Source organism: Pimelobacter simplex, from assembly GCF_024662235.1.
Lineage (GTDB): Bacteria > Actinomycetota > Actinomycetes > Propionibacteriales > Nocardioidaceae > Nocardioides.
The window spans coordinates 1,016,701-1,038,539 of record NZ_CP096276.1 but is presented as its reverse complement, the minus strand read 5'-3'; the positions used below and the strand labels follow the sequence as shown (position 1 = coordinate 1,038,539).

22 protein-coding genes and 1 pseudogene are annotated in these 21,839 nt (G+C 73.8%); 14 read left to right on the top strand and 9 right to left on the bottom strand.

Annotation, left to right across the window (positions count from 1 at the left end):
- Nucleotides 1-7 precede the first annotated feature (7 nt).
- The 3 genes from M0M48_RS04915 to M0M48_RS04905 form a co-directional block, all read right to left on the bottom strand.
- The gene (locus tag M0M48_RS04915) at nt 8-289 is read right to left on the bottom strand and encodes an RNA-binding S4 domain-containing protein (RefSeq protein ID WP_252373361.1); all 282 of its coding nucleotides are present in this window, start codon (nt 287-289) and stop codon (nt 8-10) included.
- A 5-nt stretch (nt 290-294) separates the two neighbouring features.
- Nucleotides 295-1,563, bottom strand: coding sequence for a DUF445 domain-containing protein (locus M0M48_RS04910; protein WP_257750282.1), 1,269 nt, complete (start codon nt 1,561-1,563; stop codon nt 295-297).
- A 173-nt stretch (nt 1,564-1,736) separates the two neighbouring features.
- Nucleotides 1,737-3,167 (bottom strand): MFS transporter, encoded by a 1,431-nt coding sequence (locus tag M0M48_RS04905; RefSeq protein WP_215815406.1) that lies wholly within the window; start codon nt 3,165-3,167, stop codon nt 1,737-1,739.
- A gap of 77 nt (nt 3,168-3,244) precedes the next feature.
- On the opposite strand from M0M48_RS04905, the gene M0M48_RS04900 reads away from it, so the two are divergent.
- The 3 genes from M0M48_RS04900 to M0M48_RS04890 are packed head-to-tail and all read left to right on the top strand — an operon-like array spanning nt 3,245 to nt 4,874.
- A complete protein-coding gene (locus M0M48_RS04900) occupies nt 3,245-3,832 on the top strand; it encodes a TetR/AcrR family transcriptional regulator (RefSeq protein WP_215815407.1) in 588 nt (195 codons plus the stop codon).
- The gene (locus tag M0M48_RS04895; RefSeq protein ID WP_257750281.1) at nt 3,829-4,458 is read left to right on the top strand and encodes a Pr6Pr family membrane protein; all 630 of its coding nucleotides are present in this window, start codon (nt 3,829-3,831) and stop codon (nt 4,456-4,458) included. The genes M0M48_RS04900 and M0M48_RS04895 overlap by 4 nt, the downstream gene beginning before the upstream one ends.
- Nucleotides 4,455-4,874, top strand: a complete 420-nt coding sequence (locus tag M0M48_RS04890) for a globin domain-containing protein (RefSeq protein ID WP_257750280.1) — start codon at nt 4,455-4,457, stop codon at nt 4,872-4,874. Before M0M48_RS04895 ends, M0M48_RS04890 begins: the two co-directional genes overlap by 4 nt.
- Here the strand turns inward: M0M48_RS04890 and sigJ are convergent.
- Genes sigJ through M0M48_RS04875 form a run of 3 tightly spaced genes read right to left on the bottom strand, consistent with a single transcriptional unit; the run spans nt 4,865 to nt 8,668 of the window.
- Nucleotides 4,865-5,743, bottom strand: coding sequence for an RNA polymerase sigma factor SigJ (gene sigJ, locus M0M48_RS04885; protein WP_257750279.1), 879 nt, complete (start codon nt 5,741-5,743; stop codon nt 4,865-4,867). The two genes, M0M48_RS04890 and sigJ, sit on opposite strands and share 10 nt — an antisense overlap.
- Nucleotides 5,736-6,479: an SDR family oxidoreductase gene (locus tag M0M48_RS04880; RefSeq protein ID WP_257750278.1), complete on the bottom strand. Its 744-nt coding sequence runs from the start codon at nt 6,477-6,479 to the stop codon at nt 5,736-5,738. The genes sigJ and M0M48_RS04880 overlap by 8 nt, the downstream gene beginning before the upstream one ends.
- Before the next feature lie 35 nt (nt 6,480-6,514).
- Nucleotides 6,515-8,668 (bottom strand): DEAD/DEAH box helicase, encoded by a 2,154-nt coding sequence (locus tag M0M48_RS04875; protein ID WP_215815411.1) that lies wholly within the window; start codon nt 8,666-8,668, stop codon nt 6,515-6,517.
- A gap of 201 nt (nt 8,669-8,869) precedes the next feature.
- Between M0M48_RS04875 and M0M48_RS04870 the strand changes: the two genes are divergently transcribed.
- On the top strand, nt 8,870-9,727 hold the full coding sequence (locus M0M48_RS04870) for an SDR family oxidoreductase (RefSeq protein ID WP_257750277.1): 858 nt from the start codon (nt 8,870-8,872) through the stop codon (nt 9,725-9,727).
- Here M0M48_RS04870 and M0M48_RS04865 read toward each other — a convergent pair.
- On the bottom strand, nt 9,717-10,586 hold the full coding sequence (locus M0M48_RS04865; protein ID WP_257750276.1) for a LysR family transcriptional regulator: 870 nt from the start codon (nt 10,584-10,586) through the stop codon (nt 9,717-9,719). The genes M0M48_RS04870 and M0M48_RS04865 overlap by 11 nt on opposite strands.
- 83 nt (nt 10,587-10,669) lie before the next feature.
- On the opposite strand from M0M48_RS04865, the gene M0M48_RS04860 reads away from it, so the two are divergent.
- From M0M48_RS04860 to M0M48_RS04815, 10 genes are all read left to right on the top strand, one after another.
- Complete coding sequence (locus M0M48_RS04860; RefSeq protein WP_257750275.1) at nt 10,670-11,740, top strand: nuclear transport factor 2 family protein; 1,071 nt, start codon at nt 10,670-10,672, stop codon at nt 11,738-11,740.
- 51 nt (nt 11,741-11,791) lie between these two features.
- Nucleotides 11,792-12,334, top strand: coding sequence for a PadR family transcriptional regulator (locus M0M48_RS04855; RefSeq protein ID WP_215815415.1), 543 nt, complete (start codon nt 11,792-11,794; stop codon nt 12,332-12,334).
- Entirely contained in the window at nt 12,331-14,340 is a 2,010-nt protein-coding gene (locus tag M0M48_RS04850; RefSeq protein ID WP_257750274.1) for an NADPH-dependent 2,4-dienoyl-CoA reductase, read from the top strand. Before M0M48_RS04855 ends, M0M48_RS04850 begins: the two co-directional genes overlap by 4 nt.
- Nucleotides 14,337-14,723 carry a nuclear transport factor 2 family protein gene (locus M0M48_RS04845; RefSeq protein WP_257750273.1) on the top strand — a complete coding sequence of 129 codons (387 nt, stop codon included), beginning with the start codon at nt 14,337-14,339 and terminating at the stop codon, nt 14,721-14,723. The genes M0M48_RS04850 and M0M48_RS04845 overlap by 4 nt, the downstream gene beginning before the upstream one ends.
- Before the next feature lie 111 nt (nt 14,724-14,834).
- Entirely contained in the window at nt 14,835-15,647 is an 813-nt protein-coding gene (locus M0M48_RS04840; protein WP_215815417.1) for an ABC transporter ATP-binding protein, read from the top strand.
- On the top strand, nt 15,644-16,297 hold the full coding sequence (locus M0M48_RS04835; protein WP_257750272.1) for an ABC transporter permease: 654 nt from the start codon (nt 15,644-15,646) through the stop codon (nt 16,295-16,297). Before M0M48_RS04840 ends, M0M48_RS04835 begins: the two co-directional genes overlap by 4 nt.
- Nucleotides 16,294-16,962: an ABC transporter permease gene (locus tag M0M48_RS04830; protein WP_257750271.1), complete on the top strand. Its 669-nt coding sequence runs from the start codon at nt 16,294-16,296 to the stop codon at nt 16,960-16,962. Before M0M48_RS04835 ends, M0M48_RS04830 begins: the two co-directional genes overlap by 4 nt.
- Complete coding sequence (locus M0M48_RS04825; protein WP_215815420.1) at nt 16,959-17,867, top strand: ABC transporter substrate-binding protein; 909 nt, start codon at nt 16,959-16,961, stop codon at nt 17,865-17,867. The genes M0M48_RS04830 and M0M48_RS04825 overlap by 4 nt, the downstream gene beginning before the upstream one ends.
- A 19-nt stretch (nt 17,868-17,886) precedes the next feature.
- Nucleotides 17,887-18,741 carry an SDR family oxidoreductase gene (locus tag M0M48_RS04820; RefSeq protein WP_257750270.1) on the top strand — a complete coding sequence of 285 codons (855 nt, stop codon included), beginning with the start codon at nt 17,887-17,889 and terminating at the stop codon, nt 18,739-18,741.
- Nucleotides 18,738-19,118: a DUF1304 domain-containing protein gene (locus tag M0M48_RS04815; protein ID WP_215815422.1), complete on the top strand. Its 381-nt coding sequence runs from the start codon at nt 18,738-18,740 to the stop codon at nt 19,116-19,118. The genes M0M48_RS04820 and M0M48_RS04815 overlap by 4 nt, the downstream gene beginning before the upstream one ends.
- Here M0M48_RS04815 and M0M48_RS04810 read toward each other — a convergent pair.
- Complete coding sequence (locus M0M48_RS04810; protein WP_215815423.1) at nt 19,115-20,371, bottom strand: DUF1501 domain-containing protein; 1,257 nt, start codon at nt 20,369-20,371, stop codon at nt 19,115-19,117. The genes M0M48_RS04815 and M0M48_RS04810 overlap by 4 nt on opposite strands.
- A gap of 5 nt (nt 20,372-20,376) precedes the next feature.
- Nucleotides 20,377-21,777, bottom strand: a pseudogene (locus M0M48_RS04805) (DUF1800 domain-containing protein); the annotation flags it as partial.
- Between the last annotated feature and the right edge of the window lie 62 nt (nt 21,778-21,839).

The following is a 21,839-nucleotide window of genomic DNA, read 5'->3' as shown; positions in this document are numbered from 1 at the left end:
GCACGACCTACCAGGGCAGGTCGTCCGGTACGTCGCCGTCGGCGACCCGGGCGGCCTGCCCGTTCAGCTCCACGACGTCCCCGACCCGGAGCTGGCGCCCCCGGCGGGTGTCGACCTCGCCGTTGACCTGGACCAGCCCGTCGGCGATGACCGGCTTGGCCTCGGCCCCGGACTCGACCAGGTTGGCGAGCTTGAGGAACTGACCGAGCCGGATCGACTCGTCGCGGATCGCGACGTCGACGGGTACCGGGCCCGCGGGCTCGGGGTCCTTGCGTTTGCGGCCGAACATGGGCATCAGTGAAGCACCACCGAGATCGTGTGGATCAGGACCCCCACCAGGCCGCCCACGATGGTGCCGTTGATCCGGATGAACTGCAGGTCGCGCCCGACGTGCAGCTCGATGCGCCGCGCCGCCTCCTTGCCGTCCCAGCGCTCGATCGTGTGGGTGATGACGGCGGTGAGCTCGGCGCCGTAGCGGTCGACGACGAACACGGCGCCGTCCGCGGCGACCCGGTCGAGCCGCTCGCGCAGGGCCGCGTCGGAGCGCAGCCGGGCGGAGGCGCCCTCGATCTCCACCAGCAGCCGACGCCGTACGGCGCCCGCCGGGTCGGCCAGCGACGACAGCAGCGCCTTGCGCAGCGCCTGCCACAGCGAGATCGCGCTCGCGATCACCGCCGGGTGGTCGAGCACCCGCTCCTTGAGCCGCTCGGCGCGGGCCTGGGTGCTCGGGTTGGCCAGCAGGTCGTCGGAGAGCTGGACGAGCATCGAGTCGAGGGCGCGGCGGGCCCGGTGGTCCGGGTTCTCGCGGATCTCGCCGACCCAGCGGACGACCTCGAGGTGGAGCCGGTTGATCACGTAGGTGTTGACCGAGTCCGGCGCCCACCACGGCGCCCGCTCCCCCAGCACGTCGTGCACGGTCTCGGGGTTGGCCAGCAGCCAGCCGTGCATCTCCTCGAGCATCAGGTCGACCAGGCCGTGGTGCAGGTCGTCGCGGATCGCCTCGGCGAGCAGGCCGCCGAGCAGCGGCGCGATCGGCTCCTCGCGGAAGCGCGGCACGAGCGCCTCGGTCACGAGCGCCTCGATGTGGTCGTCGCGCACCTTGCCCAGCGCGAGCGCGGCGAGCTCGGAGCCCTCGGTGACCACGCGCTCGGCGTTGGCGGGTACGGCGAGCCAGTCCCCCACCCGCTGCGCGACCTGCACGCCGAGCACCCGCTCGCGGATGATGTCCTCCTGGAGGAAGTTCTCCCCCACGAACTCCTCGAGCCCCTTGCCGAGGTCGTCCTTGCGCTTCGGGATGAGCGCGGTGTGCGGGATCGGCAGGCCCAGGGGGTGCTTGAACAGCGCGGTCACCGCGAACCAGTCGGCGATGGCACCGACCATCGAGGCCTCGGCCCCTGCGTTGACGAAGCCCCAGAAGCCGTCCTCGCCGAGGGTGACGACGTAGACGGCGGCGGCGAGCAGGAGCAGCGCGACCGCGACGGTGCGCATCCGGCGCAGCGCGCTGCGTCGTACCGCGTCGGCGGTGGGGTCGGAGGCGATCAAGGGGCCGGACACGCGGACCATCCTCGCCTACGGAGGGGCCCGGAACGTCGAAGCGGCCCCGGTCCGAGGACCGGGACCGCTCCTGCGTCGCAGAACCCCCCAGTCGCCACGACGACGTTCGGCCAGCTCCGAGGACGGGCCTGCCGGTCCAACGAGCGGGACGGGGGGAGGTTCCGGTTACCCGTGCCGCGGGGTCACGGCAACCGGCGCCGGGGCACCAGCGCGGCGAGGAGGACGCCGAGGAAGGCGGCCGCCGCTCCGACCCCGAAGCAGATCGCGAAGGCGTCCTCGCTGGGCAGCTCGTGACCGCCGAGGTCGATCGTGGCGGAGGTGAGGATCGCGGCCATCACGGCGGAGGAGACACTGGTGCCGATCGAGCGCATCAGGCCGTTGATGCCGACGCCGGAGCCGGCCTCGGCGAGCGGGACCGACTCGAGGATGAGGGTCGGCATGGCGGCGTACCCGATGCCGACACCGGCGGAGTTGATGCACGAGGCGACCATGAGCTGCCACGGCGCGTCGGTGAGGAAGAGCGCGAAGACGTAGCCCATGCCCAGCACGGTGCCGCCGAGCATCAGCGTGACGCGGGCGCCGACGACCCGGATCAGCCGGCCCGAGATCGGCGAGAACGCCATCATCACCAGACCGCCGGGCGCCATCCACAGGCCGGTCTCGAGCAGCGTCTGGTCGAGGCCGTAGCCGGTCGCCGACGGCGACTGCAGCAGCCGCGGGACGACGATCGCCTGCGCCATCATGCCGAAGCCGATCGCGATGGCGGCGGCGTTGGTCAGCAGCACCGGACGCCGGGCCGAGACGCGCAGGTCGCAGAGCGGGTCGCTCACGCGCAGCTCGTAGCTGCCCCACGCGAGCAGGACCAGCACGCCGGTGACGATCAGGCCGAGGGTGCGACCGTGGCTCCAGCCCCACTCGTTGCCCTTGGAGACCGCGACGAGCAGCGCGACCAGACCGAGCGCCAGGCCGATGGCGCCGACCACGTCGAAACGGCCGGGGACGGCGTCCTTGACGTGCGGGACCAGGAGGACGACGGCGAGCGCGACCACCGCGGCCAGCCCGGTGGAGACCCAGAAGAGCGTGTGCCAGCTGTAGTCCTGCACGATCCAGGCCGACAGCGGCAGGCCGATCGCGCCGCCCACGCCGAGCGTCGCGCTCATCGCGGCCATCGCGGTCGCGGTCAGGCGCGGCGGGGTGACCTCGCGCAGGAGCGCGATGCCGACCGGGATGAAGCCCATCGCGAAGCCCTGGAGCAGGCGGCCGGCGAGCATCGGCACGAGGCTGTTGCTCAGCGCGCACACCAGGGAGCCGACGAGCAGCACGCCGGCGCTGATCGCCAGCACCCGCTGCTTGCCGAACAGGTCGCCGAGCCGTCCGGAGATCGGCATCGCGATCGCACCGGCGACGAGCGTCGAGGTGATCACCCAGGAGGCGTTGGCCTCGCTGGTGTGGAGCAGCCCGGCGAGCTGCCCCTGGATGGGGATCACCATCGTCTGCGTCAGCGAGGCGACGAGGCCGCCCAGGCAGAGCACGACGACGGTCACGAGGGGGGAGCCCGTCCGGGCGGTTCCGGCGTCGACCGGGGCGCCGGGGGCAGAGGAGGTCGCGGTCACGAGGGCTGAGTCAACGGTGTTGACGGTGTGAGTGTCAACACCGTTGACCGAAGACCCCGATGCCCTACGGTTGCGGTGTGACGAAGACCTCTCCCGCCACGGACCACCTGCGGCCCGCCGGCCGGGCGACCCGGGCCGCCATCGAGGAGGCCGCGCGCACCCTCTTCGCCGAGCGCGGCTTCGAGCGCGCCTCGGTCCGCGCCATCGCCGCCGAGGCTGGCGTCGACCCGGCGCTGGTGATCCGCCACTTCGGCTCCAAGGAGGCGCTCTTCCTGCGCACCGTGGACACGTCCCTCGGCCTGGGCAGCGTCCTCGAAGGCCCGATCGAGACCGTCGGACGCCGCCTCGTCGCCTACTTTGTCGACCCCGGCCGACCCGTCGTACGGAAGCGGTTCGTGGCGCTCGCCCAGGCCGCCCACCGCGACCAGGTCCGCGAGGAGATGGTCCGGCACACCGCCGAGACCTACGTCGCTCCCCTGACCCCGCGCCTGACCGGAGCCGACCGCGAGCTGCGCGCCGCGCTCGCCGTCGCCCAGATCGGCGGCCTGCTCACCATGCTCTACGTCCAGGAGGACCCGATCCTGGCCGCCGCCGATCCCGCGGACCTGATCGCGATCTACGGCGACGCCATCCAGCGCCTGCTCACCCCCGAGGCCGCCGAGTGACCCCCGCCCGCGGCTGGCACCTGCTCACCGCCGTCGTCACCCTCACCGCGCTCGGTCTCCAGCTCGCCCTCGTCATCGAGGGCTCGAGCGTCCTCGTCGACGAGGACCCGCCCGGACTCGGCCTGCGCCTGGCCCGCTTCGTCGCCTACTTCACGATCCAGAGCAACCTGCTCGTCGCCGTCGCCACTGTCCTCCTCGCCCGCGACCCGCTCCGCGACGGTCCCGCCTTCCGCGTCCTGCGCCTGGCCGGCACCGTCGGCATCACCGTCACCGGCCTCGTGCACTTCTTCCTGCTCCGCCCCCTCCTCGACCTCGAGGGCGCGAGCTGGGCCGCCGACAAGCTGCTCCACATGGTGGTGCCCGTCCTCGCCGTGGTCGGCTGGTTCGCCTTCGGCCCCCGCCCCCGCGTCGACGGACGCGCGGTCGCCGTCTCCTTCGCCTGGCCCCTCGCCTGGCTCGCCGTCACCCTCGCCGTCGCGGGCGCCACCCGCTGGGTGCCGTACCCGTTCCTGAACTTCCGGGTCGAGGGCTGGGGGCACGTCGCCGTGGTGTGCGTCGGGATCACAGCTCTGTTCGCGGCGCTCATCGCCGGATTCCGCTACGCCGACAGGAGACTCGCACCATGAGCACGCTCTACGAGCAGGCCGGCGGCTTCGACGCCCTCCTCGACCTGTGCCGCCGCTGGCACGCTCTCTGCCTCGCCGACCCCGTCGCCGCCCACCCCTTCGAGCGCGCCATGCACCCCCAGCACGACGAGCGGCTGGCGGCGTACCTCGCCGAGGCGCTGGGCGGCCCGCCGCTCTACACCGCCGGCTACGGCGACGAGTCGGGCATGCAGCGGATGCACGCCGGCAACGGCGAGCACCCCGACCTCGACGAGGCGTGCCTGGACCTGTTCGACCAGGCGCTCGTCGATGTCGGGATCGAGCGGCCGGCGGCGGTGGCGATCTCGGCATACTTCCGGCGGGCGACCCTGGCGATGAACGCCTACAGCGACAGCGCGGACCAGGTGCCGGACGGGCTGCGGTTCAACTACGCCTGAGCCTCCACCGCTGCCAGCTTCGCGGGCGCCCGCAGGATGTCCACCCGCGTCGCCCGCTCCCCCACCACCGTCAGTACGACGAGCGAGGTCAGCACCCCGTCCTCCCGGAGCCCCACCGCGGGCGCCCCGTTGACGTCGAGCAGCTCGATCTCCACGTCGCCGACGTACTTGGCGACCAGGCCGACCAGGAAGCGGGCGGCGCGGTCGGCGCCGTGGACGGGACGGCGGGCTGCGCCGACCATGCCGCCGCCGTCGGAGGTGACGACGACGTCGGGGTCGAGGGTGGCGATGAGGGCGTCGAGATCGCCGCCGGCGGTGGCGGCGAGGAAGCGGTCGAGGACGGCCTGGTGGGCGGTGCGGTCGACGGCGAAGCGTGGGGACTGGGCGGCGAGGTGGGTGCGGGCGCGGGAGGCGAGCTGGCGGACGGCGGCCGGGGTGCGGCCGACGACGGCCGCGACCTCGGGGAAGCCCAGGCCGAAGACGTCGTGGAGCACCCAGGCGGTGCGCTCGGCCGGCGAGAGCGACTCCAGGACGACGGCCAGCGCATAGCTGACGGTCTCGTCGAGGGTGACCCGGTCGGCGGGGTCCGCGACCACGTAGGGCTCGGGGAGCCAGGGGCCGACGTACTCCTCGCGGCGCACCCGCGCCGAGCGCAGTACGTCGGTCGCGGCGCGCGCCACGGCGACGGTCAGCCAGCCGGTCAGGTCGCGGACCGGGTCCCGGGCGTCGGCGTCGACCAGGCGCAGCCAGCAGTCGGCGACGACGTCCTCGGCCTCGGCGCGCGAGCCGACGATGGCGTAGGCGACGCGGATCATGCGGGGGCGCAGGGCGTCGTACTCCTCGGCGAGGCCGGGCCGAACGTCAGGCACGGGCGAGCCAGTCGTCGAAGGTCTCGGTTCCGAGCGTCGCGCCCGCGCCGGGCAGCAGGCCGCCGGCCTTGCTCTGGCGTCCGGCGCGCCCCACCATCGGCGCCCGTACGACGAGCCGCCCGCCCCCGCGCGCGGCGAGCACCCGGCGCACCATCGCGTCCATCGCCTCGGGCCGCGGTCCGGCGAGGTCGGGCAGGAGCCCGGCGGGGCGGTCGACCGCGGCGGCGACGAGCTCGACCGCGACCTCGCGGGCGGCGACGGGCTGGCAGCGCATCCGCAGGGCCAGCGCGAGCGGGCGGGGGCTGCGGTCGATGAGCTGGCCGGCGAACTCGTGGAACTGGGTGGCGCGCAGCACGGTCCACGGCACGGGGCCGGCCGCGACGAGGTCCTCCTGGCGGCGCTTGCCGAGGTAGTAGGGCAGGTCGACGCGGTCGCTGCCCACGATGGAGAGCGCGACGTGGTGGCGCACCCCGGCGGCCGCCTCGGCGGCCAGCAGGTTGCCGGTCGCCGCCTCGAAGAAGGCGATCGACCGCTTCGCGCTGAGGGTGTCGACGTTGCTCACGTCGATCACGGCGCCGACCCCGTCGAGCGCGGGCGCCAGCCCCTCGCCCGACACGAGGTCCACGCCGGCCGAGCGGGCGATGACGACCGGGGTCGCCCCCGCCCGCCGTACCTCGTCGACGACCAGCCGGCCGACCAGTCCCGTTCCGCCTGCCACTGCGATCTTGGTGCTCATGACAGGAGGACGAGACGGGTCGCCGGAGTGTGACATCAGTCCCCGCGGGCCTCGAGCGCTCCGGTGAGGAGGGCCACGAGCGCCTCGGTCTGCAGGTCGATCGCGCCGCCCTCGACCTCGTCGCCGGCGCCGTCGAGCGCCCGGGCGGCGAGCCCGGCCTTCTTGTCGATCAGCTCGGCGATGCGGGTGTCGAGCGTCTGGGTCGCGATGACCCGCCAGGCGGTGACCGGCTCGGCCTGGCCGATGCGGTGCACCCGGTCGATCGCCTGGGTCTGCTCGGCGTCGGTCCAGGAGAGCTCGGCGAGCACCAGGTTGGACGCGACCTGCAGGTTGAGGCCGACGCCCGCCGCGGTGAGCGAGCAGACGGCCACCTGGACGTCGGGGTCGTTGACGAAGGCGTCGATCTCGCGCTGGCGCGTCGTCGAGGACTGGTCGCCGCGCACCGAGCTGTAGCGGATGCCGCGCTCGGCGAACGTCTTCTCGGCCTGGTCCATGACGTCGATGTGCTTGGCGAAGAAGACGACCTTGCCGACGTTGCGCGCGAGCTGCGCGGTGTAGTCGGCGGCGAGACCGGCCTTGGCCTGGCCGATCCGGCGCATCATCTCGAAGACGTTCTCGCCGGTCTTGGTCGAGGTGTCCTCGCGCTCCCAGCCGGCGACCTGGCGGACCAGGCGGTGGTCGATGCCCTCGACCTCGGCGCCCGTACGACGGGTCGCGATCGCCGCGTCGTACCGCTCGACCATCCGGCGGGCGAGCTCGCGCTCGGCCTTGCGGATGGACCGGCCGGCCTCGCCCTCGAGCTCGACCGGCATGTCGGCGATCCGGCGGGCCGGGATGTCCGCGGCGACGTCGATCTTGCGGCGCCGCACGATGCCCTGGTCGACGACCGCGCGCCGCGCGGCCGGGTAGAAGCCGGGGTCGGCCGGGGTCAGCCCGGTCTCCTCGAGCGCCTCCATCAGGTCGCCCTGGGGCACGACGTCGTCGATCCAGCCGAGGAACTGCCAGATGGCGCGGAAGTCCTCGATGTCGTTGATCAGCGGCGTGCCGGTCAGCGCCATCATCAGCGGCCGGGCGATCCGCGCGCGGATCCGCTCGGAGAGCTCCAGGACGTTCTGGGAGCGCTGCGAGGACTTGTTCTTGATGTAGTGGGCCTCGTCGACGATCATCCCGCGGAAGCCGTGGGTGCCGAGCCAGCCGACGTGGCGGTCGAGGATCTCGTAGTTGACGACGAAGACGTCGGCGAACCCGTCGGCGTCGCCGCCGTCGCCGTGCAGCACGGTCGCGCGCCGGTTGGGCGTCCAGATCTCGACCTCGCGGGCCCAGTTGGTCTTGACGACGTTGGGGACCACGGCCAGCAGCGGGAAGGCGCCGGCGGCCTCGGCCGCGAGCAGCGCCTGGGCGGTCTTGCCCAGGCCGGGCTCGTCGGCGAGGAGGTAGGTGCGGTGACCCGCGGCCGCCGAGGCGATGAGCTGAGCCTGGTGGGCCATGAGCTCGCGGCCGGCCGGGGCGGCGTGGCGCCCGGTCAGCGAGGTGAGCTGGTCGGCGTCCGGCAGCGGCATGCAGGCGGGCGCGTCGGGCGCGGCCCGCTCGAACGAGCGGAACAGCGGCTCGAGCAGCTCCCACCCGGCCAGCCGGCGCGGACGCACCTTGGCCCGGGCGTGGGCGAAGTCGGGGACGAGGAAGGGGTTGGCGAGCTGGCGCGCCTGGACCGACAGCGGGATGACCCGCTTCTCCAGCAGCGCGGCCGCCTCGGGGTCCTCGACGACGGGCTCCGGCTCGGGCTCCGGCTCGTCGACGCCGGCCTTGCGCAGCAGCTCGCGGCGCATCGCCTTGGCCGACTCGGAGATCTCGGCGTTCTCGTCGAGCAGCGTGAAGAGCGTGCTGTCGCGAGCGGCGGTCTGGGCCAGGATCGTCGCGATCCCGTCGAGCCGCTTGAGCTCCTCGCCGCGGCGGCCGTCCGAGAGGGTGGTGTCCCCCTTGACCCGAGCCCGCTCCTCGCGCGCCAGCAGCGCGACGACCTGGAACTTCGCGCGCACCTCCGGCATCGCCGAGCGCCGCGCGACGGCGGCCTCGACCTCGCGCACGGCGCGCGCGAGCTGCGGGATGATGCCCTCTTCGTTGCGACGCGTCCGCGCCGACCCGGAGCCGCGACGCTGCTGCGTCGCTCCCCGCTGGCCTCCTCGAGCCACAGGTGTCCTTCCGATGCGGGACCGACAGCGCAGCCCTGCAAGGTTTCGCCGGCGGCTCGCGCTGCTGCGGGAGAGCGCCGATCGGGTGATCCGTCACCGGCGTGCGTCGAGAGGACGGCAACCGGTGGTGGCTCCAGGTTAGCGCACCCCGCGGCGGGACATGCGGAGCAGCACCACTAGAACCTGTTCTAGAGTCGCCCCGTGGGTACCTACGCAGTCACCGGCTCCGCCTCCGGCATGGGCGCGGCCGTCGTCGCCCGCCTCGTCGCCGAGGGGCACACCGTCATCGGCGTCGACCGCGAGGACGGCGACGTCGTGGCCGACCTGTCGACCGCGGCCGGCCGTCGTACGGCGGCGCGGGAGGTGCTCGACCGCGCGGGCGGCGTCCTCGACGGCGCCGTGCTCGCGGCGGGACTGGGCCCGGCCCCGGGACGCGACCGGGCGCGGCTGATCGCCGAGGTCAACTACCTCGGGGTGGTCGAGCTCCTCGACGCCTGGCGCCCGGCGCTCGCCGCCGCCGAGCGGGCGAAGGTCGTCGTCTTCTCCAGCAACTCCACCACGACGATGCCGATGGTCCCGCGCCGCGCGGTCCGGGCGCTCCTCGACCGCGACGTGCCCAAGGCACTCGCGACGCTGCGGATCTTCGGGTCGATGGCGCCCTCGTTCGCCTACGGAGCCAGCAAGATCGCCGTCAGCCGGTGGGTACGCCGCGAGGCCGTCACCCGCGACTGGGCCGGCGCCGGCATCCGGCTCAACGCGCTCGCACCCGGCGCGATCCGCACCCCGCTGCTCGAGCAGCAGCTCGCGACGCCTGCCGAGGCGCGCCGGATCAAGGCGTTCCCGGTGCCGATCGGCGGCTTCGGCGATCCCGGACAGCTCGCCGCCTGGGTCGTGTTCATGCTCTCGGACGCCGCGGACTTCCTGTGCGGGAGCGTGGTCTTCGTCGACGGCGGGTCCGACGCGTGGTTCCGCGCCGAGGACTGGCCCCGCGCCGTGCCGGCCCGCCGGATGCGGCGCTACGTCGCGCGGATGAAGGAGTTCCGCGCGCTCAACCGCTGACCAGCGCCGCCAGCAGCCGCCGGACCGCCGCGGCCGGCGGGTCCGGGGTCGCCGCGACGGTCGCGAAGATCCCGCGGCGGGGTGCGTCGCGGACCTCGACGGCGACCACGTCGCGGCGCAGCGCCGGGACCAGGAGCCCGGGGACGAGCGCCACCGCGTGCCCCGCCGCGACCAGCGCGGTCTTGCCGGCCAGGTCGGCCGCGGCGAGCTCGATGCGCGGCTCGAAGCCGGCCCGGGCGGCCGCGCTCCGCAGCAGGGCCGCCGAGCCCTCGTTGTCCTCGACCCACGTCGCGGTGGCGAAGTCGGCGAGCTCGGCGGGCGTCGCCGTCCCGGCCGCCGGGTGAGCGACCGGGACGACGACCCGCATCACGTCCTCGCCGAGCGGGTGCCGGACCAGGCGCGGGTCGGGCGCCAGCCCCGGCGGTGCGTCGGTGACGACGGCGAGGTCGAGCTCGCCGGCCGCGACCTGCTCCTCCAGGACGGCGGACAGGCCGGTCGTGAGCGTCCAGGAATCGGCCGGGAGCGTCCGCAGCGCCGCCGGGACGAGGCCGGCCGAGGCCGAGGGGGTGGCGCCGACGGCGAGCAGGGCCGGCGTACCGGCGCCGGCCTCGCGGGCGGCCCGCACCGCCCGGTCGGCGGCGGTCACGACCAGGCGGGCGTGCTGCGCGAAGGTCTCGCCGGCGGGGGTCGGCACCACGCCGCGCGCCCGCCGCTCGACCAGCGGCGTGCCGATCTCGCGCTCCAGCGTGGCGAGCTGCCGGGAGACCGCGGACTGGGTGTAGCCGAGCTCGGCCGCGGCCGCCGAGAGCGAGCCGAGCCGACACACGGCGAGATAGGTACGCCAGCCGGTCAGGGACACCCGGGCATCCTATGCGTTCCCCGCATGGCAGCGGTGCCAGATCTGCGCTGGTCGCAAGGCTCGCCGCGCGCCAGCATGGCTGCATGCCCGTCCCCGTCACCCTGCTCGGCCTCGGCCGGATGGGCCGCGCCCTCGCCACCCGGCTCACCGAGCGCGGCCACCCCGTCACCACCTGGACCCGCTCCGGCGGCGGCACCGCGGCGAGCGCCGTCGAGGCGGTCGCCGGCGCGGAGGTCGTCCTCCTCTGCCTGTACGACGGCCCCGCCTGCCGCGCCGTCCTCGACGAGGTGCGCCCGGCCCTCCCGGCCGGCGCCGTCGTCGTCAACACCGCCACCGTGAGCCCCGCGGAGGCGACCGAGCTCGCCGCACTCGTCCCGGGCACCGTCCACGTCCCCGTGCTCGGCTCGACCGGACCGGCTGCGGCCGGCACGCTCACCCTGCTCGTCGGCGGCACCCCCGGCCCGGCTGCGGCCGCCGCGCTCGCCGACCTCGGCACCGCGCTCCCCTGCGGCACGCCGGCGCAGGCCGCGGCCGCCAAGCTCGTCGCCAACGGCGCGCTCGCCGACGCGCTGCTCGCCGTCCGTACCGCCCGGACCCGCGCCGCCGCCCTCGGCCTGGACCCCACCCTGACCCTCGACCTCCTGGAGCACACCACCCTCGGCGGCCTGGTCCGCGCCAAGCGCGACCGGCTAGCCGACCCGACGGACGACCGGGAGGCCGACTTCGCCGCCGCCGCGCTCGCCAAGGACGTCGCCCTCCTCGCCGCGGCCCTCCACCCGGGCGCCGACGTCGCCGGGCTCGTGACGGACCCGGCCGTCCTCGCCCCGCTGCACGACTACGCCGCGGGGCACGCGACCGGAGACCCGTCGTACCACCGGCGGGCGTTCCTGCCGACCGCCCACGTCGAGGGCCTGCGCGCGGGCGCCTTCACCTCGTGGACGCTCGACGAGTACTGCGCGCTCTTCACCGGCGCGCCCGCCCCGGACGAGGCGCGCCGGCGGCGCCGGATCGACCAGGTCAGCGTCACCGGCAGCACCGCCACGGCGACCATGACGCTCCACCACGGCCCGGACGTCTTCACCGACTCGTTCGTGCTGCTCCGGGTGGACGGCGCCTGGCGGATCGCGAACAAGACCTACCACCGGCAGGTGTGACGAAGTCTGCAACTAGTTGCATAGGGGCTCGATCGCGGGCATGCTGCTGCCATGGCCCTCGAGCACGCGATCCTCGTCTCGCTCAGCGAGCGGGCGGCGTCCGGTGCGGAGCTGACCCGGCGCTTCGACGCGTCGATCGGCTTCTTCTGGACCGCGACGCACCAGCAGATCTACCGCGTGCTGGGGCGGATGGAGGCCGACGGCTGGATCACCGCCGAGGTGGTGCCCCAGCCCGACCGCCCCGCCAAGAAGGTCTACGCCGTCACCCCGGCCGGCCATGCCGAGCTGCGCCGCTGGATCGCCGAGCCCACCGTGGCCGACCCGGTCCGCAGCACGCTCGGCGTCAAGATGCGCGGCGCATCGTACGGCGACCGCGCGGCGCTGCTCGACGACCTGCGCCGCCAGCTCGACGAGCACACCAAGCGGCTCTCGCTCTACGAGTTCCTCGCGGCCCGCGACTTCCCCGACCCGAGCGCGCTCGGCGACGCCGACCTCGACATCTACCTCGTGCTGCGCGGCGGACTCCTCATGGAGGAGTTCTGGATCCGCTGGCTGACCGAGTACCTCGACGCCCACACCAAGGAGATCCCGTGACCACCACGCCCTACCCCCTCCTCACCGGACCGGCGACCGTCGGCGGCCTCGCGCTCCAGTCCCGCGCGGTGATGGGCTCGATGCACACGGGCCTGGAGGACCGGCCCTGGCACATCGACGAGCTCGCGGCCTACTTCGCCGAGCGCGCGGCCGGCGGCGTCGGCCTCATCGTGACCGGCGGCTACTCCCCCAACGTGCGCGGCTGGCTGCTGCCGTTCGGGTCCCAGATGACCACCCGCCTCAACGCCCACCGGCACCAGCGGGTCACCGAGGCGGTGCACGCCCACGGCGGCAAGATCGCGCTCCAGCTGCTCCACGCCGGTCGCTACGGCTACACGCCGTTCAGCGTCTCGGCGAGCGCGACCAAGTCGCCGATCACCCCGTTCAAGGCGTCCGCGCTGTCCACGCGCGCGGTCGACAAGACGATCGACGACTTCGTGGCCAGCGCCCGGCTCGCCCAGAAGGCCGGGTACGACGGCGTCGAGGTGATGGGCTCCGAGGGCTACCTCATCAACCAGTTCCTCGCGGCGCGCACCAACCGCCGTACGGACAAGTGGGGCGGGTCGGCCGAGAACCGGATGCGCTTCCCCGTCGAGGTCGTGCGCCGGATCCGCCAGGAGCTGCCCGACTTCTTCATCATGTACCGGATGTCCCTGCTCGACCTCGTCCCCGACGGCCAGACCTGGGCCGAGACGGTCGACCTGGCCCACCGGATCGAAGAGGCCGGCGCGAGCGTCGTCAACACCGGCATCGGCTGGCACGAGGCGCGCGTCCCGACGATCGTCACCAGCGTCCCGCGCGGCGCCTGGGTCGACAGCACGCTGCGGATCAAGCAGGAGCTGACGATCCCGGTCTGCGCGAGCAACCGGATCAACACCCCCGACGTCGCGGAGTCCGTGCTGGAGCAGGGCGTCGACCTGGTCTCGATGGCACGGCCGTTCCTCGCCGACGCCGACCTCGTCGCCAAGGCCCGCGCGGGCCGCGCCGACGAGATCAACACCTGCATCGGCTGCAACCAGGCCTGCCTCGACCACACCTTCCAGGCCAAGCGCGCGTCCTGCCTGGTCAACCCGCGCGCCTGCCACGAGACCTCGCTCGTCCTCAGCCCGACCCGTCGCGCCAAGCGGGTCGCCGTCGTCGGCGGCGGCCCGGCCGGTCTCGCGACCGCGGTCAGCGCGGCCGAGCGCGGCCACGACGTGACGCTCTTCGAGGCCGGCGACGAGCTGGGCGGCCAGTTCCGCCTGGCCATGCAGATCCCCGGCAAGGAGGAGTTCGCCGAGACGCTGCGCTACTTCCGCCGCCGGATGGAGGTCCTCGGCGTCAACGTCAAGACCGGCACCCGCGCCACCCCCGACCTCCTCAGCGGGTACGACGACGTGGTCGTCGCGACCGGCGTCGAGCCGCGCACCCCGCGGATCCCCGGCATCGACCACGCCAAGGTCGTCTCCTACCCCGACGCCATCACCGGCCGGGTGCCGGTCGGCGCCAAGGTCGCCGTGATGGGCGCGGGCGGGATCGGCTTCGACGTGACCGAGCTGCTGGCCCACACCCCCGAGACGCTCGAGGAGTGGAAGGCCCACTGGGGCGTCGCCGACCCGGCCGTCGTCCGCGGCGGCGTCACCGACAAGACCCCCCGCACGCCGAAGCGCGAGGTCTGGCTGCTCCAGCGCAAGGAGTCCGCGCAGGGCAAGGGCCTGGGCAAGACCTCCGGCTGGGTGCACCGCGCGGCCGTCAAGGACCTCGGTGTCCACCAGCTCAGCGGCGTCACCTACGACCGCATCGACGACGCCGGCCTGCACGTCACCGTCGACGGATCCCCCCAGGTGCTCGACGTCGACCACGTCGTCGTCTGCGCCGGCCAGGAGTCCGTCCGCGCCCTGTACGACGACCTCCTCGCCGCGCGGTTCCCCGGTCAGGTCCACCTGATCGGCGGCGCCGACGTCGCCGCCGAGCTCGACGCCAAGCGCGCGATCAAGCAGGGCACCGAGCTGGCGGCCGCGCTGTGAGCGCCTTCCGTGCGGCCGTCGAGGCCCGCGACGTCGAGGCGATGCGCGCCTGCCTGGCCGAGGACGTCGTCTTCCGCAGCCCCGTCGCCCACAAGCCCTACCCCGGCAAGGCGATCACCGGCGCGATCCTCGCCCACGTCATCGAGGTCTTCGAGGACTTCCGCTACGTCCGCGAGCTCGGCGACGACACCGGTCACGCGCTCGTCTTCGAGGCCACGGTCGGCGGTCTCGAGCTCACCGGCTGCGACTTCCTCGTCCTCGACGAGGACGGCCTGATCACCGAATTCATGGTGATGGTGCGCCCGCTCAAGGCCGCGCAGGCGCTCGCCGAGGCGATGGCCGCGCGGTTCGAGGCGATCGTGGAGCTGGCCGCCCAGGGCTGATCAGGGCGGCGCCGGGCCTCGCACGGTGCCTCGGGCTTGCTGGCGCCGAACTCCCCGCCGTTGTCCCCGCGGCCCCGTAGGGTGTCCGGGACCCCCAGCGAGGAGGACCAGATGGGCATCGAGTTCCGCGACGTCGGCAAGACCTATCCCGACGGCACGGTCGCGGTCACCGGCTTCTCCTGCACGGTCCCCTCGCACCGCACGCTCGCCCTGGTGGGCACGTCCGGGTCGGGCAAGACCACGCTGATGCGGATGGTCAACCGGATGGTCGAGCCGACCACGGGCACGGTGCTCATCGACGACCGCGACGTCCACGAGCTCGACAAGGTCGCGCTGCGCCGCTCGATCGGCTACGTCCCCCAGGCGGGCGGCCTGCTCCCCCACCGCCGGGTCGTCGACAACGTCGCGACCGTCCCCGTGCTCACCGGTACGACGCGCCGCGCGGCGCGCACCGCCGCGCTGGGCCTGCTCGAGCTGGTCGGTCTCGACCCGGCGCTCGGGCGGCGCTACCCGGCCCAGCTCTCCGGCGGCCAGCAGCAGCGGGTGGCCGTGGCGCGGGCGCTCGCGGCCGACCCCAACGTGCTGCTGATGGACGAGCCGTTCGGTGCGGTCGACCCGATCGTGCGCCGCGACCTGCAGGACCAGCTGGCCCAGCTCCAGGCCGAGCTCGGCAAGACGATCGTGCTGGTCACCCACGACATCGACGAGGCGTTCAAGCTCGGCGACGAGATCGTCATCCTCCGCACGGGCGGGATCGTCGCCCAGACCGGTACGCCGCAGCAGATCCTCGCCGCGCCGGCCGACGACTTCGTGCGCGACTTCGTCGGCGCCGGTCGCGCGGAGCGCACGCTCCAGGAGGTGGACGTCGACGGACGCAGCATCGTGGTCGACGGCGACGGACGGCCGGTCGGCGTCCTGACATGACCTGGCTCGACGCCAACCGCGACTACGTGCTGGACATGCTCGTCCAGCACGTACGCCTCTGCGTGCCTGCCGTCGTCCTCAGCGTCGCGATCGCCGTCCTGCTCGGCCGGATCGCCTGGCGCTGGCCACGCATCGGCACCGTGGTCCTCGGCACGGCGAGCCTGCTCTACTCCGTGCCCGCGCTGCCCCTGCTCATCGTGATCCCGATCCTGCTCGGCACGCCGTTGCGGTCCGGCCTCACCCTGGTCGCCGCCCTCACCGTCTACGGCACCGCGCTGCTCGCCGTCACGGCCGCCGACGCCTTCCGCTCGGTCGACGCGCGCGTGCGTGAGGCGGCCGAGGCGATGGGCTACTCGCGCACCGGGCTGTTCTGGAAGGTGGACCTTCCGCTCGCCGTCCCCGTGCTGCTCTCCGGCATCCGGGTGATCACCGTGAGCACGGTCAGCCTGGCCACGATCGGTGCCCTGGTCGGCATCCCCAGTCTGGGCAACCTCCTCACCGACGGCTTCCAGCGCGACATCCGCGCCGAGATCGTCACCGGCGTCGTCGCCACCATCGCGCTCGCCGTCGCCCTCGACGTGCTGCTCGTGGCGCTCGGCCGGATCGCGACACCCTGGCAGCGGGCGTCATCGGCGGGGGCGACGACATGAACCTGCTCGCCGACGCCCTGTCCTGGATCACTGACGGCGCCCACTGGGGCGGCCCCAGCGGCATCGAGCACCGACTCCTGCAGCACCTGATCGTCACCTTCGCCGCCGTCGCGATCGCTGCCGTCGTCGCGCTGCCCCTCGGTATCGTCATCGGCCACACGGGGCGCGGGCGGCTGGTCGTGGTCGCGCTGGCCGGCGCGGTCCGCGCCGTACCGACGCTCGGTCTCCTGACCCTCCTCGGCCTGGCGCTCGGCATCGGCATCGAGGCGCCGCTGCTGGCCCTCGTCGCGCTCGCCTTCCCGTCGGTCCTCGCCGGGGCCTACGCCGGCGTCGAGGCCGCCGACAGGGGAGCCGTCGACGCCGCGCGGGCGGTCGGGATGAGCGAGTGGCAGCTGATCACCCGCGTCGAGATCCCCCTGGGCGCCGACGTCATCCTCGGCGGCCTCCGCGCGGCCGTCCTCCAGGTCGTCGCGTCGGCCACGCTGGCGGCGTACATCTCCGACACCGGGCTGGGCCGCTACCTCTTCTCCGGCCTCAAGTCGCGCCAGTACGAGCAGATGCTCGCCGGAGCCTTGCTCGTCGCCGCGCTGGCCCTCGTCCTCGACCTCACCATGGCTGGCCTCCAACGGGCCAGCCGACCCACCCAAGGAAAGGTTCCGTCATGACCCGCACCCGGATCGGCCTGGTGCTGATCTCGCTCGCCTCCCTCGCCCTCACCGCCTGCGGCGGCGGGGACTCCGACCCCCTCAGCTCGGGGGACAAGGACGGCAAGACGATCGTGATCGGCTCCCAGGAGTACTACTCCAACGAGATCGTCGCCGAGGCCTACGCCCAGGCGCTCGAGGCGGCCGACATCAAGGTCGAGCGGTCCTTCAAGATCGGCCAGCGCGAGGCGTACCTGCCCGAGATCGAGGCCGGCAAGATCGACCTCTTCCCCGAGTACAGCGGCCCGCTCCTCCAGGTCTGGGAGCCCGACACCAAGGCCCGCCTGGCCGACGACGTCTACGCCGAGCTGGTCAAGGCCGCCGAGGCCAAGGGCCTCAACGTGCTCGACCAGTCCCCCGCGGCCGACCAGGACTCCTACGTGGTGACCCGCGCGTTCGCCGAGAAGTACGGCCTGGAGACCATCGACGACCTCGCCAAGGTCACCGAGCCGATGACCTTCGGCGCCAACTCCGAGGCCGAGAACCGGCCCAACGGCCCCAAGGGTCTCAAGGACACCTACGGCGTCAGCGTGAAGTTCACGCCCATCGAGGACGGCGGCGGCCCGCTCACCGTCAAGGCCCTCAAGGACGGCGACATCCAGCTCGCGATCATCTACACCGGCGACCCGTCGATCAAGAAGAACGACCTCGTCACGCTCCAGGACACCAAGGGCCTCTTCCTGGCGTCGAACCTGGTGCCGATCGCCAGCGACAACGTCGACGACAAGGCCGCCGGCATCATCAACAAGGTCAGCGCCGCGATGTCGACCGAGGACCTGGTCGACCTCAACGCGCGCAGCATCGACGAGCAGCTCCCCGCGGCCACCATCGCGAAGGACTGGCTCGACAAGGAAGGCCTGCTGTGACGACCGGACGGAGCCGGTCGTGACCCTCGCGGTCACCGGCGCGACGGGAGGGCTCGGGGGGCGCGTCGCCCGGGCCCTCGCGGCGCGCGGCGTCGCCCAGCGGCTGCTCGTGCGCGACCCCGCGCGGGCCCCGGAGCTGAGCGGCGCCACCCTCGCCCGCACCACGTACGACGACCAGGCGGCCGCCGTGGCCGCCCTGGAGGGCGTGCGGACGCTGCTCATGGTCTCGGCCGCCGAGACCGCCGACCGCCTGGCCGAGCACCGCGCGTTCGTCGACGCGGCGGCGCGGGCCGGCGTCGAGCACGTGGTCTACACGTCGTTCTACGGCGCCGCGCCCGACGCGACGTTCACGCTGGCGCGCGACCACTGGTTCACCGAGGAGCACCTGCGCGCCTCGGGGATGAGGTTCACGTTCCTGCGCGACAACCTCTACCTCGACTTCCTGCCGCACATGGTCGGTGAGGACGACGTGCTCCGCGGCCCGGCGGGCGACGGACGCCTGGCGGCGGTCACCCGCGACGACATCGCCGCGAGCGCGGTCGCGGTGCTGCTGGCGCCCGGCGAGCACGTCGGCGCGACCTACGACCTGACCGGGCCCGAGGCGCTGACGTTCACCGAGATCGCCGCGGTCATCGCCGCCCACACCCGGCGTCCGGTCACCTTCCACGACGAGACCGTCGAGGAGGCCTACGCCTCGCGGCTGCGCTGGGAGGCGCCGCCGTGGCAGTACGCCGCCTGGGTCTCGACCTACACCGCCGTCGCCGCCGGCGAGCTGGCCGGCGTCACCGACCACGTCGCGCGGCTCACCGGCCACGCGGCGACCGGCCTCGCGGACTACCTCGCCCGCCCAGCACCCCGAGGAGACGCCTCATGACCGCTGTGGGTCTGGTGTTCGCAGGGCTCGCCGCCCTCCTGCACGTCTACATCTGGGTGATGGAGTCGCTGACCTGGACCAGCCCGCGCACCCGCGCCACCTTCGGCATCTCCGCCGAGGAGGCCGAGGCGACCAAGGAGCTGGCCTTCAACCAGGGCTTCTACAACCTGTTCCTCGCGCTGCTCGCGGGCGGGGGCGCGATCGTGCACCTGGCCGGCGACGAGACGGTCGGCGCCACGCTGGTCCTGGCCGGGACCGGCTCGATGGTGGCGGCCGCACTGGTGCTGCTGCTGTCCTCGCCCGACAAGGCGCGCGCGGCGATCACCCAGCTCGCGTTCCCGGCGGTCGCGGTCGTGCTGGTCGCGCTGGGACTCTAGGCCAGCGCCCCCACCGGCTCGGGCCGGAAGCCGGGGAACACCGCGGCCGACGACGCACCCATCCGCTTCACGACGACCTCCGAGAGCACGCTGCGGTAGTCGGTGGTGACGAGCAGGTCGGCGTTGACGTCATTGGTCAGCCCCGGCCAGGTGCCGTGGTAGCCGCCGCGCACGCCCGCGCCCAGCAGCAGCATCGCGGTGCCGAAGCCGTGGTCGAGCCCGTAGTTCGCGTTCTCCTTGGTCCGGCGGCCGAACTCCGAGAGCGTCACCAGCGTCACCTTGTCCGCGAGCGGGCCGAGGTCGGTGAAGAACGCCGCCAGGGCCGCGGCCAGCTCGGTCGTCATCCGCTGCAGGTCGCCCCACTCGAGCGTGCCCAGGTCGGCGTGGTGGTCCCACGAGCCGTGGTCGACGGTGATCACCTCGGCGCCCACGTCGCCGCGGATCGTCCGCGCGGTCGCGGCCAGTGCCCGGCCGAGGTCGCCGCCGGGATAGCGCGCGCCGTTCGCCGGCGTGCCGGACGTCGCCCGGACCGGGCCGTAGTCGTCGATCGCGCGCATCGCCGAGCGTGCGCCCACCCCGAGCGGGCCGGGCGCCCCGGCCCACATGGTGCGCATCGAGCGCGGCCGGCGTCCGGCGGTGTCCCACCGGTCGGCGCCGGCGAGCCGCATGTCGTCGATGCTCTCGACCGCCACGGACGGCTGCGGGCCGGCCAGCGCCACGGGCGGCACGGACTCCCCCAGCTGGATCGCCTGGAGCGGATGGGTGTCGGCGTCGCGGCCGATCAGCCGGTTGAGCCAGCCGACCCGCGCGGCCGAGCCGGGATCGGCGTCCTCGACCTCCTCGATGGCCGCGAAGTGCGAGCGGTTCGGGGCGGGCAGCCCGGTCGCGTGGACCGCGGCCATCTTGCCGGCGTTCCACATCGGCAGCAGGGGCGCGAGGTTCGGGTGCAGGCCGAAGAAGCCGTCCTTGGCCAGCAGGGTCGCCGCGGGGACGGCGATCCGCGGCCGCGCCGCGTAGTAGACCGGGTCGCCGTGGGGCACCACGAGGCTCATCCCGTCGACCGCGCCGCGCAGCGAGAGCACGACGAGCACGGCGGGCGCGGAGCGCGTGGCGGCGTACGACGTCTGCACAAACGCGCTGCCGTAGGCGCTCGCGACGCCGAGCCCGGCGCCCACCGCGAGGGTGCCCCGGAGCAGGCCGCGACGGGAGAGCCGGCTGAACTCGGCGCACCCGTCCTGGTCGCTGGTGGTCATCGCGCTCACCTCGTCATGTGGGTCGGGCTGTCGAGCAGGACGGTGAGCAGCCGGGGCATCTCCCAGCGCACCAGCTGGTGCTTGCGGGTGATCGCCTCGGCCGGCCGGCAGCCGGTCGCCTCGCACGCCACGCGCAGCAGCAGCGGCGTCGCGCGCTGCCCGTGCAGGTTGCGGGCGAGGTGGTCGACGAGCTGGTCGAAGCGGACCTTCTTGGCCGGCAGCCACGACGCGGGCGTGCGGTAGGTCATCCCCCGCTTCGGCCACCACCCGCCCGACAGCGAGTAGTGCACGTCGACCGAGGCGAGGAAGCGCGAGGTCGACGACCACGCCGCGGCGTCGTCCGGACGGCCGTCGGGACGCTGCCAGCCGAACGGCGTGAGCCCCAGCGACGAGGTCTGCCAGAGCACCACGTTGGCGGCGACCTCGTCGTCGCCGTTGCGCGGTCGCGCCGTCAGCCGTACGTCGAGCGCCCGCCAGGTCGCGACGACGTCCTCGGCCGGGGTGCGCACCTTGGCGTTGCGCGCCGCCGCGAACTCGGGCGAGGCCACGAGCGCCCGCAGCACGGGCACGATCGCCGTGTCGTTCTTGAGGTAGACACCGGCCAGCCGGCTCACCAGGGCCGCCGGCGGGTTGTCCGAGACGAACCGCCGGGCCATCTTGGCCGCGATCCGCCGCGCGGTCGCGGGGTGCCGGGCCAGGTAATTCAGGTACGCCGTCACCACCGGCCGCCCGTCCGCCGCCGCGTTGGCGTGCGAGAAGCCCATCACCGTGACCGGCCCGGTCCAGTGGTGCGCGGGGTCGTAGGAGACCGCCCAGTCGCGCCACAGGCCGATCCGCCAGCCGGTGAGGATCCGGGCGGACGCCTTGACGTCGTCCTCACCGTACTGGCCGCGGCCGACGGTGTGCAGCTCCAGCAGCTCGCGGCCGAGGTTCTCGTTGGGCGCGCGCTTCGAGGAGTTCGCGTTGGTCAGGTAGACCGCCATCGCCGGGTGCGTCACCGCGGCCTGCAGCAGGTCGGCGAAGCGGCCCAGCGCCCGGGCCCGGATGGTGCGCCCGTACGACGCCCGGAACGGCCCGACCTCGCCGCTGGCCGGCACGTGCAGGTGGTGCTCCCAGAAGTCGGCCATCGTCTCCAGCACCTGGCGCTGCGAGCCGAACCGGCGGACCAGGGACCAGCACTGGTAGTTCGCGTCCGCACGCCACAGCTCCTCGACGCCGGACTCGTGGCGCTGCCAGACCTGCGCCGGGTGGCGTCGATCGAGGGCCACCAGGCGGCGGTCTGGGTGGCCCAGCGGTCGTCGTACGCACCGGCGAGCTGGCGGTCGAACCAGCGCGCGAAGCCACCCGCCGCCACGACCTGGCGGTTCAGCGCCGGCGTGTAGCCGGCGGTGAGCCGCTGCAGGGCGTGCAGCGTGCCCCGGGCGGGGATCTTGGTCTTGGGGTACGGGCGCGCGGCCGTCACCCCGCT

Coding starts and splice junctions, on each gene's coding strand:
- M0M48_RS04890 (WP_257750280.1), top strand. CDS start 4,455: ATGAGCACGCTCTACGAGCAGGCCGGCGGCTTCGACGCCCTCCTCGAC.
- M0M48_RS04825 (WP_215815420.1), top strand. CDS start 16,959: ATGACCCGCACCCGGATCGGCCTGGTGCTGATCTCGCTCGCCTCCCTC.
- M0M48_RS04910 (WP_257750282.1), bottom strand. CDS start 1,563: ATGGTCCGCGTGTCCGGCCCCTTGATCGCCTCCGACCCCACCGCCGAC.
- M0M48_RS04915 (WP_252373361.1), bottom strand. CDS start 289: ATGTTCGGCCGCAAACGCAAGGACCCCGAGCCCGCGGGCCCGGTACCC.
- M0M48_RS04860 (WP_257750275.1), top strand. CDS start 10,670: ATGCCCGTCCCCGTCACCCTGCTCGGCCTCGGCCGGATGGGCCGCGCC.
- M0M48_RS04810 (WP_215815423.1), bottom strand. CDS start 20,371: ATGACCACCAGCGACCAGGACGGGTGCGCCGAGTTCAGCCGGCTCTCC.
- M0M48_RS04830 (WP_257750271.1), top strand. CDS start 16,294: ATGAACCTGCTCGCCGACGCCCTGTCCTGGATCACTGACGGCGCCCAC.
- M0M48_RS04840 (WP_215815417.1), top strand. CDS start 14,835: ATGGGCATCGAGTTCCGCGACGTCGGCAAGACCTATCCCGACGGCACG.
- M0M48_RS04815 (WP_215815422.1), top strand. CDS start 18,738: ATGACCGCTGTGGGTCTGGTGTTCGCAGGGCTCGCCGCCCTCCTGCAC.
- M0M48_RS04880 (WP_257750278.1), bottom strand. CDS start 6,479: ATGAGCACCAAGATCGCAGTGGCAGGCGGAACGGGACTGGTCGGCCGG.
- M0M48_RS04835 (WP_257750272.1), top strand. CDS start 15,644: ATGACCTGGCTCGACGCCAACCGCGACTACGTGCTGGACATGCTCGTC.
- M0M48_RS04855 (WP_215815415.1), top strand. CDS start 11,792: ATGGCCCTCGAGCACGCGATCCTCGTCTCGCTCAGCGAGCGGGCGGCG.